Annotated in this window: 14 protein-coding genes and 1 tRNA gene; 5 read left to right on the forward strand and 10 right to left on the reverse strand. The window is 65.9% G+C overall.

Annotated features, from left to right (window positions below; translation table 11 throughout):
* Window positions 1–13 precede the first annotated feature (13 nt).
* Genes LIW09_RS07425 through LIW09_RS07445 form a run of 5 tightly spaced genes read left to right on the forward strand, consistent with a single transcriptional unit; the run spans window position 14 to window position 3,719 of the window.
* Window positions 14–1,450 (forward strand): aldehyde dehydrogenase, encoded by a 1,437-nt coding sequence (locus LIW09_RS07425; protein WP_256645015.1) that lies wholly within the window; start codon window positions 14–16, stop codon window positions 1,448–1,450.
* An 11-nt stretch (window positions 1,451–1,461) separates the two neighbouring features.
* Window positions 1,462–2,127 (forward strand): carbonate dehydratase, encoded by a 666-nt coding sequence (gene can, locus LIW09_RS07430; protein ID WP_256645016.1) that lies wholly within the window; start codon window positions 1,462–1,464, stop codon window positions 2,125–2,127.
* The gene (locus tag LIW09_RS07435; protein WP_256645017.1) at window positions 2,124–2,555 is read left to right on the forward strand and encodes a RidA family protein; all 432 of its coding nucleotides are present in this window, start codon (window positions 2,124–2,126) and stop codon (window positions 2,553–2,555) included. The genes can and LIW09_RS07435 overlap by 4 nt, the downstream gene beginning before the upstream one ends.
* Window positions 2,552–3,172, forward strand: a complete 621-nt coding sequence (locus tag LIW09_RS07440) for a hypothetical protein (RefSeq protein WP_256645018.1) — start codon at window positions 2,552–2,554, stop codon at window positions 3,170–3,172. The genes LIW09_RS07435 and LIW09_RS07440 overlap by 4 nt, the downstream gene beginning before the upstream one ends.
* 1 nt (window position 3,173) lies before the next feature.
* On the forward strand, window positions 3,174–3,719 hold the full coding sequence (locus tag LIW09_RS07445) for a 3-hydroxyanthranilate 3,4-dioxygenase (RefSeq protein WP_256645019.1): 546 nt from the start codon (window positions 3,174–3,176) through the stop codon (window positions 3,717–3,719).
* Between the two features lie 72 nt (window positions 3,720–3,791).
* Here the strand turns inward: LIW09_RS07445 and pnp are convergent, their stop codons facing one another.
* The 10 genes from pnp to LIW09_RS07495 form a co-directional block, all read right to left on the reverse strand.
* Window positions 3,792–5,897, reverse strand: a complete 2,106-nt coding sequence (pnp, locus tag LIW09_RS07450) for a polyribonucleotide nucleotidyltransferase (RefSeq protein ID WP_256645020.1) — start codon at window positions 5,895–5,897, stop codon at window positions 3,792–3,794.
* Window positions 5,898–6,056: 159 nt separating this feature from the next.
* Entirely contained in the window at window positions 6,057–6,317 is a 261-nt protein-coding gene (rpsO, locus tag LIW09_RS07455) for a 30S ribosomal protein S15 (protein ID WP_256645021.1), read from the reverse strand.
* A 174-nt stretch (window positions 6,318–6,491) separates the two neighbouring features.
* On the reverse strand, window positions 6,492–7,478 hold the full coding sequence (gene truB / locus LIW09_RS07460; protein ID WP_256647181.1) for a tRNA pseudouridine(55) synthase TruB: 987 nt from the start codon (window positions 7,476–7,478) through the stop codon (window positions 6,492–6,494).
* Window positions 7,468–7,830 carry a 30S ribosome-binding factor RbfA gene (gene rbfA / locus LIW09_RS07465; protein WP_256645022.1) on the reverse strand — a complete coding sequence of 121 codons (363 nt, stop codon included), beginning with the start codon at window positions 7,828–7,830 and terminating at the stop codon, window positions 7,468–7,470. The genes truB and rbfA overlap by 11 nt, the downstream gene beginning before the upstream one ends.
* A 15-nt stretch (window positions 7,831–7,845) precedes the next feature.
* Complete coding sequence (gene infB, locus LIW09_RS07470) at window positions 7,846–10,455, reverse strand: translation initiation factor IF-2 (RefSeq protein WP_256645023.1); 2,610 nt, start codon at window positions 10,453–10,455, stop codon at window positions 7,846–7,848.
* A gap of 84 nt (window positions 10,456–10,539) precedes the next feature.
* Window positions 10,540–12,027, reverse strand: a complete 1,488-nt coding sequence (nusA, locus tag LIW09_RS07475; protein ID WP_256645024.1) for a transcription termination factor NusA — start codon at window positions 12,025–12,027, stop codon at window positions 10,540–10,542.
* A 5-nt stretch (window positions 12,028–12,032) separates the two neighbouring features.
* A complete protein-coding gene (locus LIW09_RS07480) occupies window positions 12,033–12,653 on the reverse strand; it encodes a ribosome maturation factor RimP (RefSeq protein ID WP_256645025.1) in 621 nt (206 codons plus the stop codon).
* A gap of 156 nt (window positions 12,654–12,809) precedes the next feature.
* Window positions 12,810–12,886, reverse strand: a tRNA-Met gene (locus tag LIW09_RS07485).
* Between the two features lie 71 nt (window positions 12,887–12,957).
* Window positions 12,958–14,421 (reverse strand): NADH-quinone oxidoreductase subunit NuoN, encoded by a 1,464-nt coding sequence (gene nuoN, locus LIW09_RS07490; protein ID WP_256645026.1) that lies wholly within the window; start codon window positions 14,419–14,421, stop codon window positions 12,958–12,960.
* A gap of 4 nt (window positions 14,422–14,425) precedes the next feature.
* Window positions 14,426–15,937: an NADH-quinone oxidoreductase subunit M gene (locus LIW09_RS07495; protein ID WP_256645027.1), complete on the reverse strand. Its 1,512-nt coding sequence runs from the start codon at window positions 15,935–15,937 to the stop codon at window positions 14,426–14,428.
* Window positions 15,938–15,940 lie beyond the last annotated feature (3 nt).

The raw sequence follows: 15,940 nt of genomic DNA on the forward strand, positions 1-15,940 counted from the left end.
GTAAACTCGGCGCATGCAACGCTTCGGACACGTCATCGGTGCCGCCTGCGATGAGACTGCCAACTCGCGCTGGCTACCCGTCTTCGAGCCCGCCACCGCGCAGCCCTACGCGCAGGTTGTCGCCGGCAATGCGGCCGATGTGGATGCCGCCGTTGCCGCCGCCAGCGCTGCGGCGCCAGCCTGGTCCGGGCTGCGGAACAGCGAACGCGCGCGCCACCTGGAACGGCTGGCCGATGCATTGGACGCACGCATCGAACACTTCGCCCGCGCCGAAGCCGTGGACGGCGGCAAGCCGCTGGCGCTGGCCCGCGATGTCGAGATCCCGCGCGCAGTGTCCAACCTGCGCTTCTTCGCCCATGCCGCCACCCAGTTTTCCAGCGAATCGCACCACGGCGAAGCCGGGCTGAACTACACCCTGCGCCAACCGTTGGGCGTGGTGGCCTGCATCAGTCCGTGGAACCTGCCGCTGTACCTGTTCACCTGGAAGATCGCACCGGCGCTTGCTGCCGGCAATACGGTGGTCGCCAAGCCCTCGGAAATCACGCCCGCCACCGCAACGATGCTGGGTGAACTGGCGCTGGACGCCGGCCTGCCGCCGGGCGTGCTGACTATCGTCCACGGGCTGGGCCCTGAGGTGGGCGAGCCGCTGGTGATGCATCCGCACGTGAAAGCCGTGTCGTTCACCGGAAGCTCCGCGGTGGGCCGGCGCATCGCCGGGCTGGCCGGCCCGCTGCTGAAAAAAGTGTCGCTGGAACTGGGCGGCAAGAATGCGACGCTGGTGTTTGCCGACAGCGACTGGCGCACGCACCTCGACACGCTGGTGCGCAGCGCGTTCCAGAACAGCGGGCAGATTTGCCTGTGCGGTTCGCGCCTGCTGGTCGAACGGACGATTTACGCGGACTTCCGCAACGCCTTCGTCGAACGCGCCCGCGCGCTGCGCCTCGGCGCGCCGCTGGAGGCCGGCACGCAGCTCGGCCCGATGGTCTCGCAGGCGCATTTCGACAAGGTCATGGCGGCCATCGAACGCGCGCGCGCCGAAGGCGGGCGTGTGCTCTGCGGCGGCGATGCCGTGGATCGCGCCGGCTGGTTCATTGCGCCCACCGTGATCGAAGGCCTGGGCCCGGACTGCGCGACCAATCGCGACGAAATCTTCGGCCCAGTCGCCACATTGCAGCCTTTTGATGGCGACGACGAGGCACTGGCCCTGGCCAATGCCAGCGATTACGGCCTGTCGGCCTCGGTGTTCACCAACAACCTCGCACGCGCACACCGCCTCGCCGCCGATCTGCGGGTTGGCATCGTCTGGATCAATACGTGGCTGATGCGCGATCTGCGCACGCCATTCGGCGGCACCGGCGCATCCGGGCTTGGTCGCGAGGGCGGCCTGGACGCGATGCGCTTCTTCACCGAACCACGCAACGTCTGCATCGCCCTGCCCGCCAATTCCTGACAAGGCTTCCCATGAAGAAAGAACTCGACACGCTGCTGCAAAACAATCACGCCTGGGCCGAACGCGTGACCCGCGAAGACCCCACCTTCTTCGAACGCCTGTCAAAGCAGCAGGCGCCGGACTACCTCTGGATTGGCTGTTCGGATTCGCGGGTGCCGGCCAACCAGATCATGGGGCTGGCACCGGGCGAGGTGTTCGTGCATCGCAATATCGCCAACGTCATGGTGCATACCGATCTCAACTGCATGTCCGCCATCCAGTTCGCGGTGGATGTGCTCAAGGTGCGCCACATCCTGGTGGTGGGTCATTACGGCTGCGGCGGCGTGGGCGCCGCCATGCACGGCACGCGACTGGGGCTGGCCGACAACTGGATTCGCCACGTCGGCGACGTTGCGCAAAAGCACGCGGCTCTGCTCGAAACATTGCCGGAAGAACAACGCCACGATGCGCTGTGCGAACTCAATGCCATTGAGCAGGCCGAGAACGTGTGCCTGACCACGGTGATCGGCGATGCCTGGGCACGCGGCCAGCAACTGGCCGTGCACGGCTGGGTGTACAGCCTCGCCGACGGCAAGGTGCGCGAACTGGGCATGGATGTGGACTCGCCGGAAGCATTGGAGGCCGTGTATGCCTGGGCCATTTCCGGCGTAGGCGAGCGCCGTGGAGTGCATGCATGAGCTGCAGCATCCACGCGGCAGCGGCCCCCGGATCCGTGGGCCACTATCCGCATGCGCGCCGCGTCGGCGACCTGCTGTTCCTGTCCGGCATCGGCCCGCGCAATCCCTCCGACGATTCGATCCCCGGCAACGACTACTTCGCCGACGGGCGGGTGCGCAGCTACGACATCGAAGCGCAGGCGCGCGCGGTGCTGGCCAACGTGCGCGCGGTGCTGGAAGCCAGCGGCGCGCGCTGGGACGACCTGGTCGACGTCACCGTCTATCTCACCGACATGGCGCGCGACTTCAAGGCGTACAACGCGGTCTGGGCCGAGCACTTCCCCGACGCCGCCAGCGCGCCCTGCCGCACCACCGTGGGCATCACCGCGCTGCCCACGCCGATCGCCATCGAGCTGAAGTGCGTCGCCGCTTTCGGGAGCCGCCCATGACCTCCATCCTGTTCGTCCTGCTGCTGGCGGCGGCCGGCACCGCCTCCGTCGCCGAACCCTTCAAGCCGACCGACAATCCCGAACTGGCGCAGCTGTTCCGGCAGGATCAGGCCGACCGCGACGCCGCCGACATCGACTGGAACGCCGTCGGCCCGCGCGACCAGGCGCGCAAGGCGCGCGTCCAGGCGCTGCTGGAGGCCGGCGTGGTGCGTTCCGCCGCCGACCACTACCACGCCGCGATGGTCTTCCAGCACGGCGATTCGCTGGCCGACTACCGCCTCGCGAACGCGCTCGCCACCCTCGCGATGGCGCAGGCGCCGGACGATTCCCACTACCGCTGGCTGGTCGGCGCGAGCTGGGACCGGCTGCTGATGCGGCAGCTGCAGCCGCAGTGGTACGGCACCCAGTACAAGGGCGACGCCAAGGGCCTGTACCTGTATCCGGTGGCGAAGGACGCGGTGACCGACGAGGAGCGCAAGGCGATGGTCGGGCACACGCTGGCCGAAGAACTCGCCCACGTCGCCGAGGCGGCCAAAGAGATGGGCCTGCCGGTCCGCGCCGCCGCGCCGACCATCGAGGAACTGCGCCGCGAATCCACTACCAGCGAGGCCCCCTGACATGCTGCCCGCCACTTTCAACCTGCACGCCTGGATCGAGGAACACCGCCACCTGCTGAAGCCGCCGGTAGGCAACAAGTGCATCGTGCAGGAGGACTTCATCGTGATGATCGTCGGCGGGCCGAACGCGCGCACCGACTACCACTTCGAGGAAGGCCCCGAGTGGTTCTTCCAGCTGGAAGGCGAGATGGTGCTGCGCGTGCAGGAAGACTTCGACGGCGAGCGCGGCACCGCGCGCGACATCCCGATCCGCGCCGGCGAGGTGTTCTACCTGCCGCCGCGCGTGCCGCATTCGCCGCAGCGGATGGAGAACTCGGTGGGCCTGGTGATCGAGCGCAAACGCCTGCCGCACGAGGACGACGCGCTGATGTGGTTCTGCGTGGGCTGCAACCACAAGCTGTACGCGGAGTTCTTCCACCTGCATGACATCGAGCAGGATTTCTTCCGCGTGTTCGAGACGTTCTACCGCGACGACCACCTGCGCACGTGCAGCCAGTGCGGCACGCTCAATCCGCGACCGGGGCGCTACGAGCAACCCGCCGAATAAGCGCGTTGCCGGCACCAACAAAAAGCGGGCCGAAGCCCGCTTTTTGCGTTGAAGCGATGGCGCAAGCGCGGCTTAGGCAGCCGCACCCTCGCCTTCTTCCACGGCCTTCATCGACAGGCGGATGCGGCCCTGCTTGTCCACTTCCAGCACCTTGACCTTGACCAGATCGCCTTCCTTCAGCACGTCACCCACCTTCTCGACGCGATCGTTGGAGATCTGCGACACGTGCACCAGCCCGTCCTTGCCCGGGGCGATGGTCACGAACGCGCCGAAGTCCATGATCTTGGCGACCTTGCCTTCGTAGATCCGGCCCGGCTCGACGTCGCTGGTGATCTGCTCGATGCGCGACTTGGCGGCCTGGCCGGCGGCCGCGTTCACCGAGGCGATGGTGATGGTGCCGTCGTCCTGGATATCGATCTGGGTGCCGGTTTCCTTGGTGATCGCCTGGATCACCGAACCGCCCTTGCCGATCACCTCGCGGATCTTGTCCGGATGGATCTTGATGGTCAGCAGGCGCGGCGCGTAGTCCGACAGCTCGGCGCGCGGCGTGGTCAGTGCGCTGGCCATTTCACCGAGGATGTGCAGGCGACCGGCCTTGGCCTGCGCCAGCGCGACCTTCATGATCTCTTCGGTGATGCCCTGGATCTTGATGTCCATCTGCAGCGCGGAGATGCCGTTGCTGGTGCCGGCGACCTTGAAGTCCATGTCGCCCAGGTGATCCTCGTCGCCGAGGATGTCACTCAGCACCACGAAGTCGTTGGCCTCCTTGACCAGGCCCATCGCGATGCCGGCCACCGGCGCCTTCACCGGCACGCCTGCGTCCATCAGCGCCAGCGAGCTGCCGCAGACCGAGGCCATCGACGAGGAACCGTTGGACTCGGTGATTTCCGAGACCACGCGGATGGTGTAAGGGAACGCTTCCATGGTCGGCATCACCGCCAGCACGCCGCGCTTGGCAAGGCGGCCATGGCCGATCTCGCGGCGCTTCGGGCCCATCATGCGGCCGGCTTCGCCCACCGAGTAGGGGGGGAAGTTGTAATGGAACAGGAAGTGTTCCTTGTACTCGCCGCCCACGGCATCGATGATCTGGCCATCGCGCGCGGTGCCCAGGGTAACCGCCACGATCGCCTGCGTCTCACCGCGGGTGAACAGCGAGGAGCCGTGCACGCGTGGCAGGATGCCGACCTTGGAGGAGATCGGGCGCACGGTGTCCAGCGCGCGGCCGTCGATGCGGACCTTGGTGGCCAGCACCGAGTTGCGCATGGTCTGGTATTCCAGCTCGCCGAATTCCTTCGAGACGTCGGCGGCCTTCCAGCCGTTGGCCTCGATCTGCGGCGCCAGCTCGGCCATCACGGCCTTCTTCAGCGCGGAGATCGCGTCCTTGCGCTCCAGCTTGTCGCGGACCTGGAACGCGGCCGCCAGCTTGCCGCCAACCGCAGCCTCGAGGGCGGCGATCATGGCGTCATCCTTCGCCGGCGCCTGCCAATCCCACTTCGGCTTGCCGGCTTCCGCGACCAGCGCGTTGATGGTGTCGATGGCGACCTGCATCTGCTGGTGGCCGAACATCACCGCGCCCAGCATCACGTCTTCGGACAACTCGGCGGCCTCCGATTCGACCATCAGCACGGCATCCTTGGTGCCGGCAACCACCAGCTCCAGCTGCGATTCCTTCAGCTCGCTGACGCCGGGATTGAGCACGTACTGGCCGTTCACGTACCCGACCTTGGCCGCACCGATCGGGCCCTGGAACGGGGCGCCGGTCAGGGCGACGGCAGCCGAGCAGCCAAGCAGCGCCAGGATGTCGCCATCCACTTCCGGGTTCAGCGACATCACCGTGGCGATGACCTGCACTTCGTTGCGGAATTCGTCGGGGAACAGCGGGCGCAGCGGGCGGTCGATCAGGCGGCTGGTCAGCGTTTCCTTCTCGGTCGCGCGACCTTCACGCTTGAAGAAGCCACCCGGGATGCGGCCACCGGCGTAGAACTTCTCCTGGTAATCCACGGTCAGCGGGAAGAAGTCCTGCCCTTCGCGCTGGGTCTTGGCGGCAACGGCGGTGCACAGCACCACGGTGCCGTCGCAGCTCACCATCACCGCGCCGCCGGCCTGGCGTGCGATCTCGCCGGTTTCAAGCGTGACCTGGTGTTTGCCGTACTGGAAAGTTTTGCTGATCTTCGCCACTTGGGAATCCTTCGATGTCTTGCTTCGTCAACGCAGGCAAGCCCCGCTTGTCTGCGCTGCATCGCCAGGCGATGCGGGAATGCGGCATTGCCGCGATGAATGATTTCGGCCGCACAAAAACGAACCGCGGCGCATTCCTGCGCCGCGGCGGGTATTCAATCAGCGACGCAGGCCGAGTTTGCCGATCAGCGCCCTGTAACGCCCCGCATCCTTGCCGTGCAGGTAGTCGAGCAGGCTGCGGCGGCGGTTGACCATCATCAGCAGGCCGCGCCGGCTGTGGTGATCCTGCTTGTGCGCCTTGAAATGCTCGCTGAGCTGCTCGATGCGAGCGGTCAGCAGGGCGACCTGCACTTCCGGAGAGCCGGTGTCGTTGTCGCCGCGCTTGTGTTCGTTGATGACTTTCTGGGTGTCGATGGACATGCTTGCCTCGTCGTCGCGTGGCCGGCAGGAACGGGCGGAAGTGACCGCCTGCACCGCACGGCTCGCCGTGTGAATGAAAGGAATTTCAGTGAAATCGCTCAGGTGAGCGCCGGAATTATAGCCCGGGCTGCTGCCTGCGGGCAATTCGCGTGCTCGTGCAGAGGAATGCCGCGCTTACGCAGCCGGGGCAGCGTTGGCCACCGCCCAGCGAAACAGGCGCACCGGGCGCAGCCCGCCGTCGGCATTCACCTCGCCCAAGCCCAGCCCGCGGCCGCATTCGTCCAGAATCGCCACCTGCCCGCAGGCCGGATAGGGGCCGTGCAGTCCCTGCCCACGCCCCAGTCGTTGCGCCTGTGCAGTATTCACCCGCACCCCCGGCCACGAGGCCATCCCCGCCTCGATCGGCAGCAGGCAGGCATCCAGCACATGTTCGCCAGCCTGCTCCAGCAGGCTTTGCAGCGCCTCCAGCGTCCACATCTTCGGTTCGCGGAACGGGTCCACCCACAGCCGACGCAGCTGGGCCACGTGCGCGCCGCAGCCGAGCAGTTCACCAAGATCGCGCACCAGGCTGCGCACATAAGTGCCAGAGCCGCACTCCACGTGCAGTCGCAGATTCGGGGTGCCCGCATCCAGCAGATCGGCCGCATTCAGCAGTTCGAAGGCATGCACGTCGACGTCACGTTCCTCCACCTCGATGTGCTCACCGCGCCGCGCCTTGGCGTACAGCGGCTCACCGCCACGCTTGAGCGCCGAATAGATCGGCGGGCGCTGGCGGACGCGGCCGGTCAGCTGCCGCAGTGCCGCATCGATGACGTCGATGGACAGTGCGGGCACCGGCCGCTCGCGCAGCGCATGGCCATCGGCATCGTCGGTATCGGTGACGATGCCCAGCCGAGCCACGGTTTCATAAGCCTTGCGCGCGCCCAACAAGCCGCCGGCGATCTTGGTGGCCTCGCCGAAGCAGACCGGCAACAAGCCGGTGGCCAACGGATCCAGGCTCCCGGTATGCCCGCCTTTCTCGGCGCGGAACAGATGCCGCACGCGTTGCAGGGCCTGGTTGGAGGACAAGCCCTGCGGCTTGTCGAGCAGCAGGATGCCGTCCAGCCGGCGGAATACCGTGCGCTCGCGCCGTGCGCGCGAAGCCGGCCGGCTAGTCGGAATCGTCACTGGTGCGCAAGTCGCGCAGCAGGTTGTCGATGCGCTCGCCGCGATCCACCGATTCGTCGTAGTGGAAATGCAATTCCGGCACGTGCCGCATTTTCACCGCGTGCGCCAGCTGGTAGCGGATCTCGGGAGCCAGCGCCTTCAGGGCCTTGACCGTTTCCGCCGCACGCTCCGCCAGCAACACGGTCACGAACACCTTGGCATGCGCCATGTCGCGGGTGACCTCGACGTCGGACACGCTGGTCGAGGTCAGCCCGTGTTCGCGAACGAATTCGTGCACCAGCGTGCCCAGCTCGCGACGGAGCTGGGCGGACACGCGGTCGGTGCGATGAAAGGATTTCCGTGCCATGGCCATGTGCTCGCCTTACAGCGTGCGCTGTACCTCGATGCGCTCGAAGCACTCGATCTTGTCGCCCGGCTTGACCTGGTCGTAACCCTTCACGCCGATGCCGCATTCGGTGCCGTTGCGCACTTCATCCACGTTTTCCTGGAAGCGACGCAGTGAATCCAGTTCGCCGGAGAAGATGACGGTGTCGTCACGCAGCACGCGCACCGGCTTGCCGCGGCGGATATGGCCTTCCACCACCACCGAGCCGGCGATCGAGCCGAACTTCGAATGACGGAACACCTGCTGCACGTGCGCCGTACCGATGATTTCTTCGCGGATTTCCTTGCCCAGCACGCCGGACGCGATCTGCTTCACCTGGTCGATGACGTCGTAGATGATCGAGAAATAACGCAGGTCGACGCCATTGCCCTCGATCACCTTGCGTGCGGATGCGTCCGCACGCACGTTGAAGCCGATCACGGTGGCCTTGGACGTCGCGGCAAGCTGCGCATCCGACTCGGTGATGCCGCCCACGCCAGAGCCGATCACGTTGATCTTGATCTGATCGTTCGACAACCCGATCAATGCCTCGCGCAGCGCCTGCATGGTGCCGTGCACGTCGGCCTTGACCACCAGGTTGAGCGCCAGCTGGCCAGCCCCCTCGCCCATTTGCGCCAGGATGTCTTCCATGCGGTTGCCCGCCGAAGCCACCAGCCGCAGCTCGCGACGCTTGGCATCACGCTGCTGGGCCACGTCCTTGGCCAGGCGTTCATCAGCCACGACCACGAAGTCGTCACCTGCCTCCGGCACGCCGGACAAGCCGAGGATCTGCACCGGGATCGACGGCCCGGCGCTTTGCACCTGTCCGCCAGTCTCGTCGAACAAGGCACGCACGCGCCCATACTGGATGCCGCACACCAGATAATCGCCCTTCGCCAGGCTGCCCTGCTGCACCAGCACCGTGGCAACCGGGCCGCGCCCCTTGTCCAGCGCGGACTCGATGACCACGCCGGTGGCGCGCCCCTCGAATACCGCCTGCAGATCCAGCACTTCGGACTGCAGCAGGATGGCGTCCAGCAGGTCATCCACGCCCTGGCCGGTCTTCGCCGACAACTCGACCATCTGCACGTCGCCGCCGAACTCCTCGGACACCACGTCGTGCGTCAGCAGGTCGCTCTTGACCCGCGACGGGTCGGCATCGGACTTGTCGATCTTGTTGATTGCAACGATCAGCGGCACCTTGGCCGCCTTGGCGTGCTGGATCGCTTCGGCCGTCTGCGGCATCACGCCGTCGTCGGCCGCCACCACCAGCACCACGATATCGGTGAGCCTGGCGCCACGCTGGCGCATCTGGGTAAATGCGGCATGGCCGGGGGTGTCGAGGAAGCTGATCACGCCCTTCGGCGTTTCCACATGGTAGGCACCGATGTGCTGGGTAATGCCGCCAGCTTCGCCGGTCGCCACCTTGGTTCGGCGGATGTAGTCCAGCAACGAAGTCTTGCCGTGATCGACATGCCCCATGATGGTGACCACCGGCGGGCGCTGCTGCCGCTCGCCCTGGACTTCCTCGGTGTGCGCCAGCAACTCGGACTCGGCGTCGTTGGCATCGGCGGACACCGCCTTGTGGCCCAACTCCTCGGTCACCAGCACGGCGGTATCGAAATCGATGGTCTGGGTGATGGTGGCCATCACGCCCATCTTGAACAGCGCCTTGACCACATCGCCGCCCTTCAGCGCCAGCTTCTGCGCCAGATCGGCCACGGTAATGGCTTCGCCGATGGCGATCTCGCGCACGACCGGTGCCGTGGGCCGGGTAAAGCCACTGCCGGTACGCGACTGGTCAGGAGAACGCCGGCCGCCCGGCTTGCCCTTGCCGCGCGCACTGCTGCTGCGACGGGCACGATCGGACGCCGACAAGTGCAACTGCCCGGCGAAACGCACCGTGCTGTCGTCGTCCTCGACCCCGGTCTGCATGACGTGCGAGCCGCGGTGCGCGGGCTTGCCCTTGTGGGCCGCGCTTTTGTCGGCCTCGCGCACCGGCGCCGCTGGCTTGGGATGGGCATGGCCATGGCCGTGGGTCTTGGCCTTGCCAGCCTCATCCAGCACGACTTCGGCAGCGACGACGGCCTCTGCAGCCACGCGCTCCGCTTCTTCCTGCGCCAGACGACGCTGCTCGGCTTGTTCAGCCGCGCGTTGGCGATCCTTCTCAGCCAGCGCCTGCTGCTCGGCCACGTTGCGCGCCCGCGACTCTTCCAGCTTGCGCAAGGCATCGGCGCGCTCGGCGTCCATGTCCTCGCTGGCCGAGCCGGGGCGGCCCGCGCCCGGCTTGAGCGTGATCTTCTTGCGGGTCACCACCTCGATGGTGCCAGGGCCGCGGCCGGTCTTGCCGCCGCCGCCCACGGTGATTTCCTGCTTGCGGCTGCGGTTCAGGGTGATCTTGCCCGGCGCAATCGCCTCGTCGGCGGGCTTGTCAGCCTTGCCATGCGCGCGGCGCAGGAACCCGTGCAGCTTCAGTTTCTCGGCGCTGGTGATGACCTGATCGGGGCCGCTGAATTTCATGCCGGCCTCGGCCAGCTGCTCCAGCAGTTTTTCGACCGGTGTATTCACCAGTTCGGCGAGCTTGCGGATAGTGGTTTGCTGCGACATTCGGTTTCCGGTGCCTTTGGCCGCAACGCGTGCGGCTGGATAGAGCAGATTGTAGGGCGGGCGCTGGCCCGCCGGGGGCAATACTTATTCGAACCAGTGTTTGCGCGCTTCCATGATCAGTGCTGCGGCGCGCTCGTCACCCATGTCCTCGACATCGGCGATTTCGTCGGTGGCCATCTCGGCCAACTCCTCGCGAGTGCGCACGCCACGCTCGGCCAGCGCATAGGCAGTGGCCTCATCCATCCCCGCGAGCGACAACAGGTCTTCGGCCGGCCGCTGATCCTCCAGCCCTTCCTCGGCCGCCAGCGCGTCATTCAGCAAGGCGTCGCGGGCGCGCGAGCGCAGTTCCTCGACGATGTCCTCGTCGAAGCCCTCGACCGCCAGCAATTCGCCAACCGGCACGTAGGCGACTTCTTCCACCGTGGTGAAGCCTTCCGCCACCAGGATCCCGGCGATTTCCTCGTCCACTTCCAGCTTGTCGATGAACAGCTGGCGGGCAGCCGTCTGCTCGGCTTCGGACTTGGCCTGTACTTGATCGGCCGTCATCACGTTGAGCTGCCAACCGGTCAGGCGGCTGGCAAGGCGCACGTTCTGGCCGCCACGGCCGATCGCCTTGGCCAGATTGTCCTCGGCCACCGCCAGGTCCATCGAATGCTTGTCTTCATCGACGATGATCGACTGCACTTCCGCAGGCGCCATCGCGTTGATCACGAACTGCGCCGGGTTGTCGCTCCACAGGATGATGTCAACGCGCTCGCCGTTGAGCTCGTTGGTCACCGCCTGCACGCGCGAACCGCGCATGCCGATGCAGGCGCCGATCGGATCGGTGCGGTTGTCATGCGCCAGCACCGCGATCTTGGCGCGGTCGCCCGGGTCGCGCGCGCAACCCATGATCGACACCAGGCCCTGGCCGACTTCCGGCACTTCCAGCTTGAACAGCTCCATCATGAATTCCGGCGCGGCGCGGCTGATGAACAGCTGCGGGCCACGCGGCTCGGAACGCACATCGAACAGGTAGCCGCGCACGCGGTCACCGGTGCGCAACACGTCGCGCGGGATGCCCTTGTCCTTGGCGATGATCGCCTCGGCGTTGCCGCCCAGGTCCACGTAGATGTTGCCGCGCTCGACGCGCTTGACCACGCCGGTCACCAGCTCGCCCACGCGATCCTTCCAGGCGTCCACCACCTGCGCGCGCTCGGCTTCGCGCACGCGCTGCACGATCACCTGCTTGGCGGCCTGTGCCGCGATGCGACCGAAATCGGGGTTCTCGATCTGCTCTTCGATGTAGTCGCCAACCTCGACGTCATCGCTTTCGTCCAGCGCGTCCATCAGCCGCACCTGGCGATCCGGCGACTCCATCACCACGTCGTCGGCCACCACTTCCCAGCGGCGGAACGTTTCGTAGCTGCCGTCCTTGGAATCAATCTGCACGCGCACCAGCACGTCTTCGTCGGCATAGCGCTTCTTGGCCGCAGACGCCAGTGCGGCCTCGATCGCCTCCAGGATGACCGACTCCGGCACCCCCTTCTCGGCCGCAACCGCATCGACGACCAGCAACAGTTCCTTGCTCATGCCACTTACTCCGCATCAAGCGGCCCGCCGGCCGCCGTCTTGTTGGTTGGATGATTCTTCGCCGCAGGCGTCTTGCCCGCCGGCTTTTTCCGTTTCCCGGGCCGCACGTCGCGCCCGGACTTATCCTGTGCCGGCGCAAGCCCAAGCGCCACCCAGTCGGGCACCAGCTTCGCCTTGTCCACGTTGCCGGCATCGATTTCAAACTCGCTGCCGTCCAGGCCGAACACGATGGCGTTGCCGTCCACCCGCAGAATCTCGCCCTGCAGCCGGCGCCGCCCGTCCTGCGGCAGCTTCAGCGTCACCTTCGCGCATTCGCCCACGAAGCGCGCGAACTGCGCCGCGCCGAACAGCGGGCGATCCAGCCCTGGCGACGACACTTCGAGCGTGTAGTTGCCGGTGATCGGATCGGCGACATCCAGCTGCGCCGACACCTCGCGACTCACCGACTCACAATCTTCGATGCCCACATGGCGAACGGCCTGCTCGCTTGCCGGCACGTCGATGTACAGGCGCAGCACCGCGCCACCACCCGGCGAGGGCAGGTATTCGATGCCGAGCAGCTCCAAGCCCATCGATGCAACGGTGGGCGAAAGCAGCGCGGAAATTTCGTCGGCCTTGTCTGTCACGTCATGCCTGCTGAAAAACCCTGAAAACCCGTGGAACACAGACGCCAGAAACGAAAAAGGACCCATTGGGCCCTTTTCCGATGACGCTGGATTGCGAAAGTCTGGAGATACTTTCGCGAGCCCGAGCCCGACACTGAAATCGACAGTGCTGAAACTTGGTAGCGGGGGCAGGATTTGAACCTGCGACCTTCGGGTTATGAGCCCGACGAGCTGCCAGACTGCTCCACCCCGCAGCAGAAGCGAGATTATGCCGGCAAGCGCATTTTTACGCAAGCCATTTCGTACGATTCTTTGCAATCTGCGTTCAGGCAAACGCGAGCTGGCACCACGCCATCAACGGGTTCCAGAACACGCCCAGCACCAACAGGCCCAGCGCGTTGACGCCGAAGACCAGGCGCAGCAGGCGGTCATCGCGCGGCAGCACCGGCTCGCCCACCGGCTCGTCGAAGTACATGACCTTGATCACGCGCAGGTAGTAGAACGCGCCGATCACCGCGAACACCACGCCGACGATGGCCAGCCACAGCATGCCGCCGTTGAGGGCCGCGCGCAGCACCGCCAATTTGGCCCAGAAACCGAGGAACGGCGGGATGCCGGCCAGCGAGGCCATCACGCACAGCACCATGCCGGCAGTCCACGGGTCGCGTGCGTTCAGGCCCTTGAAGTCTTCGATGCGATCGGCTTCGAAGCCGCGCCGCGCCAGCAGCACGATCACGCCGAACGCCGCAGTCGCCATCAATGCATAGCTGATCGCATAGAACATCGATGCCGCATAGCCTTCCGCGCCGCCACCGGCCAAGCCAAGGAACAGGAAGCCGACGTGGGAAATCGTCGAATAGGCCAGCATGCGCTTGAGGTTGGCCTGCATCAGCGCGATCACGTTGCCCACCACCAGCGACAACGCCGCCAGCACGGCCAGCATCGGCTGCCACTGCTCGGCCAGCGGCGCGGCACCGAAGCCCAGCAGGCGCACCACCATGGCAAATGCGGCCAGCTTGGGCGCAGAGCCGATGAACAGGGTGATCGGGGTCGGCGCGCCGTGATAGACGTCCGGCAACCACATGTGGAACGGGGCGGCGCCGAACTTGAAGGCGATGCCGGCGATCATGAACACCACGCCGGTCAGCAGCAACAGCGGCTGCGCGACGTCAGGCGCGGCTGTGCGGATGGTGGCAAGGTCCAGGCTGCCGGTAGCGCCGTAGACCAGCGACATGCCGTACAGCAGCAGGCCGGACGCCAGTGCGCCCAGCACGAAGTATTTCATCGCCGCTTCCGAAGCCAGCGGACTGTCACGGTCAATGGCCACCAGCGCGTACGAGCTCAGCGCCAGCAGCTCCAGGCCCAGATAGACCATGATCAGGCTGCCGGCCGAGATCAGCAGCATCATGCCGAGCACGGCGAACAGCATCAGCACCGACACTTCGCCCTTGTACAGCCCACGCTCGCGCAGGTAAGGCCATACGAACAGCAGCGCCAGCGCGGAAATCACGCACGTGGCGATTTTCAGCACATCCGCCATGGTGTCGCGCAGGAACATGTCGTTCAGCACCGGGCTGCCATCGCCCGCGCCAACGCCAGCGACAAGCAGCCCCGCCACCACCAGCAGGCTGACAACGGAAAGCACGTGCGTCACCGCGCGCTGGCTGTCCTTCAGGAACAAATCCAGCATCAGCAGTGCGAACGCGGCGCCAACCAGCGCAAGTTCGGGAATCAACGGCAGCAATTCGGTGATTGCCGGCATGGCGAGAGTGGCCTGCATCGTCGTCATGTCCTCAGAGTTTCGTCGCGGCGAGCTGGCCCGCCAGTTGCGCGATGGAAGGCTCCATCAGGTCGGTCAACGGCCTGGGATACACACCCAGCGCCAGGGTGAAGGCGGCAAATACGCCCAGCACGATCCATTCCCGCGCGTTGATGTCGTCGAGCTTGGCCACGTGCGCATTGCCCACGTCGCCCCAGATGATCCGCTTGGTCAGCCACAGCGAATAGCCCGCGCCGATGACCAGGGTCAGCGCAGCGCCCAGGCCGATCAGCGGGTTGTGCTGGAAGCTGGCCAGCACGACCAGGAATTCACCGACGAAGCCGCTGGTGCCCGGCAGGCCACAGTTGGCCATGGCAAAGAACACCCAGAACAACGCGAACCACGGCATCACCTTCGCCACGCCGCCGTAGTCCTTGATCATGCGGGTGTGCATGCGGTCGTACAGCACGCCGACGCAGGAGAACATCGCGCCGGAAATGAACCCGTGGCTGATCATCTGCACCATTGCACCCTGCAGGCCAAGGCGGGCGGTATCGCCCAAGCCTTGATCGCGGACGAGCGAGAACGCGATGAAGGTGCCCAGGATCACGAAGCCCATGTGCGCGACCGACGAATAGGCGATCAGCTTCTTCATGTCGGCCTGCGCCAGCGCCACCATGCCGACGTAGATGATTGCAATCAGGCTGAAGGTGATCATCAGCCAGGCGTACTCGTGGCCCGCATCGGGCACGATCGGCAGGGTGAAGCGCAGGAAACCATAGCCACCGATTTTCAGCATGACCGCGGCCAGGATCACCGAACCGCCGGTCGGCGCCTCCACGTGTGCGTCGGGCAGCCAGGTATGCACCGGAAACATCGGCACCTTGATCGCGAACGCGCCGAAGAAGGCAAAGAACAACCACGTCTGTTCGGTCATGGTCAGCGGCAGCGCGGCCATGTCGGCGATCTGCCAGCTGCCGCCCTTCAGGTACAGGTAGATCAGCCCGACCAGCATGAACACCGAGCCGAGGAAGGTGTACAGGAAGAACTTCAGCGAGGCATAGATGCGGCGAGGGCCACCCCACACGCCGATCACGATGAACATCGGGATCAGCATGGCCTCGAAGAACACGTAGAACAGCATCGAGTCCAGCGCACAGAACACGCCGACCATCACGCCTTCGAGGATCATCAGGCACGCGAAATACTGTGCCACGCGCTTGTCAACCGAGCCCCATGCGCCGACCAGCACCAGCACGCCCAGCAGCGTGGTCAGGCCGATCAGCGGAGCCGACAGTCCATCGACACCCAGGTGGTACTGGATGTCATAGGCCGGAATCCACGCGCGCTGTTCGACGAACTGCATCGCCGCCGTGCCCATGTCGAAGCCGGTGAACAGCGGGATCGTCAGCGCCAAGGCCAACAGCGCGAAACCGAGCGCCACCCAGCGCGCCAGTTCGGGCCGCTTGTTGCCGGCAAGCAGGGAGAACACGCCACCGAGGATCGGCAGCCAGATCAGCAGACTAAGCAGGGGCCATTGGGTCACGCT

The organism is Thermomonas paludicola (genome assembly GCF_024498955.1).
Taxonomy (GTDB): Bacteria; Pseudomonadota; Gammaproteobacteria; order Xanthomonadales; family Xanthomonadaceae; genus Thermomonas; species Thermomonas paludicola.

Coding starts and splice junctions, on each gene's coding strand:
- rbfA (WP_256645022.1), bottom strand. CDS start 7,830: ATGGCACGGAAATCCTTTCATCGCACCGACCGCGTGTCCGCCCAGCTC.
- nuoN (WP_256645026.1), bottom strand. CDS start 14,421: ATGACGACGATGCAGGCCACTCTCGCCATGCCGGCAATCACCGAATTG.
- LIW09_RS07440 (WP_256645018.1), top strand. CDS start 2,552: ATGACCTCCATCCTGTTCGTCCTGCTGCTGGCGGCGGCCGGCACCGCC.
- LIW09_RS07435 (WP_256645017.1), top strand. CDS start 2,124: ATGAGCTGCAGCATCCACGCGGCAGCGGCCCCCGGATCCGTGGGCCAC.
- nusA (WP_256645024.1), bottom strand. CDS start 12,027: ATGAGCAAGGAACTGTTGCTGGTCGTCGATGCGGTTGCGGCCGAGAAG.
- can (WP_256645016.1), top strand. CDS start 1,462: ATGAAGAAAGAACTCGACACGCTGCTGCAAAACAATCACGCCTGGGCC.
- LIW09_RS07425 (WP_256645015.1), top strand. CDS start 14: ATGCAACGCTTCGGACACGTCATCGGTGCCGCCTGCGATGAGACTGCC.
- LIW09_RS07445 (WP_256645019.1), top strand. CDS start 3,174: ATGCTGCCCGCCACTTTCAACCTGCACGCCTGGATCGAGGAACACCGC.
- rpsO (WP_256645021.1), bottom strand. CDS start 6,317: ATGTCCATCGACACCCAGAAAGTCATCAACGAACACAAGCGCGGCGAC.
- infB (WP_256645023.1), bottom strand. CDS start 10,455: ATGTCGCAGCAAACCACTATCCGCAAGCTCGCCGAACTGGTGAATACA.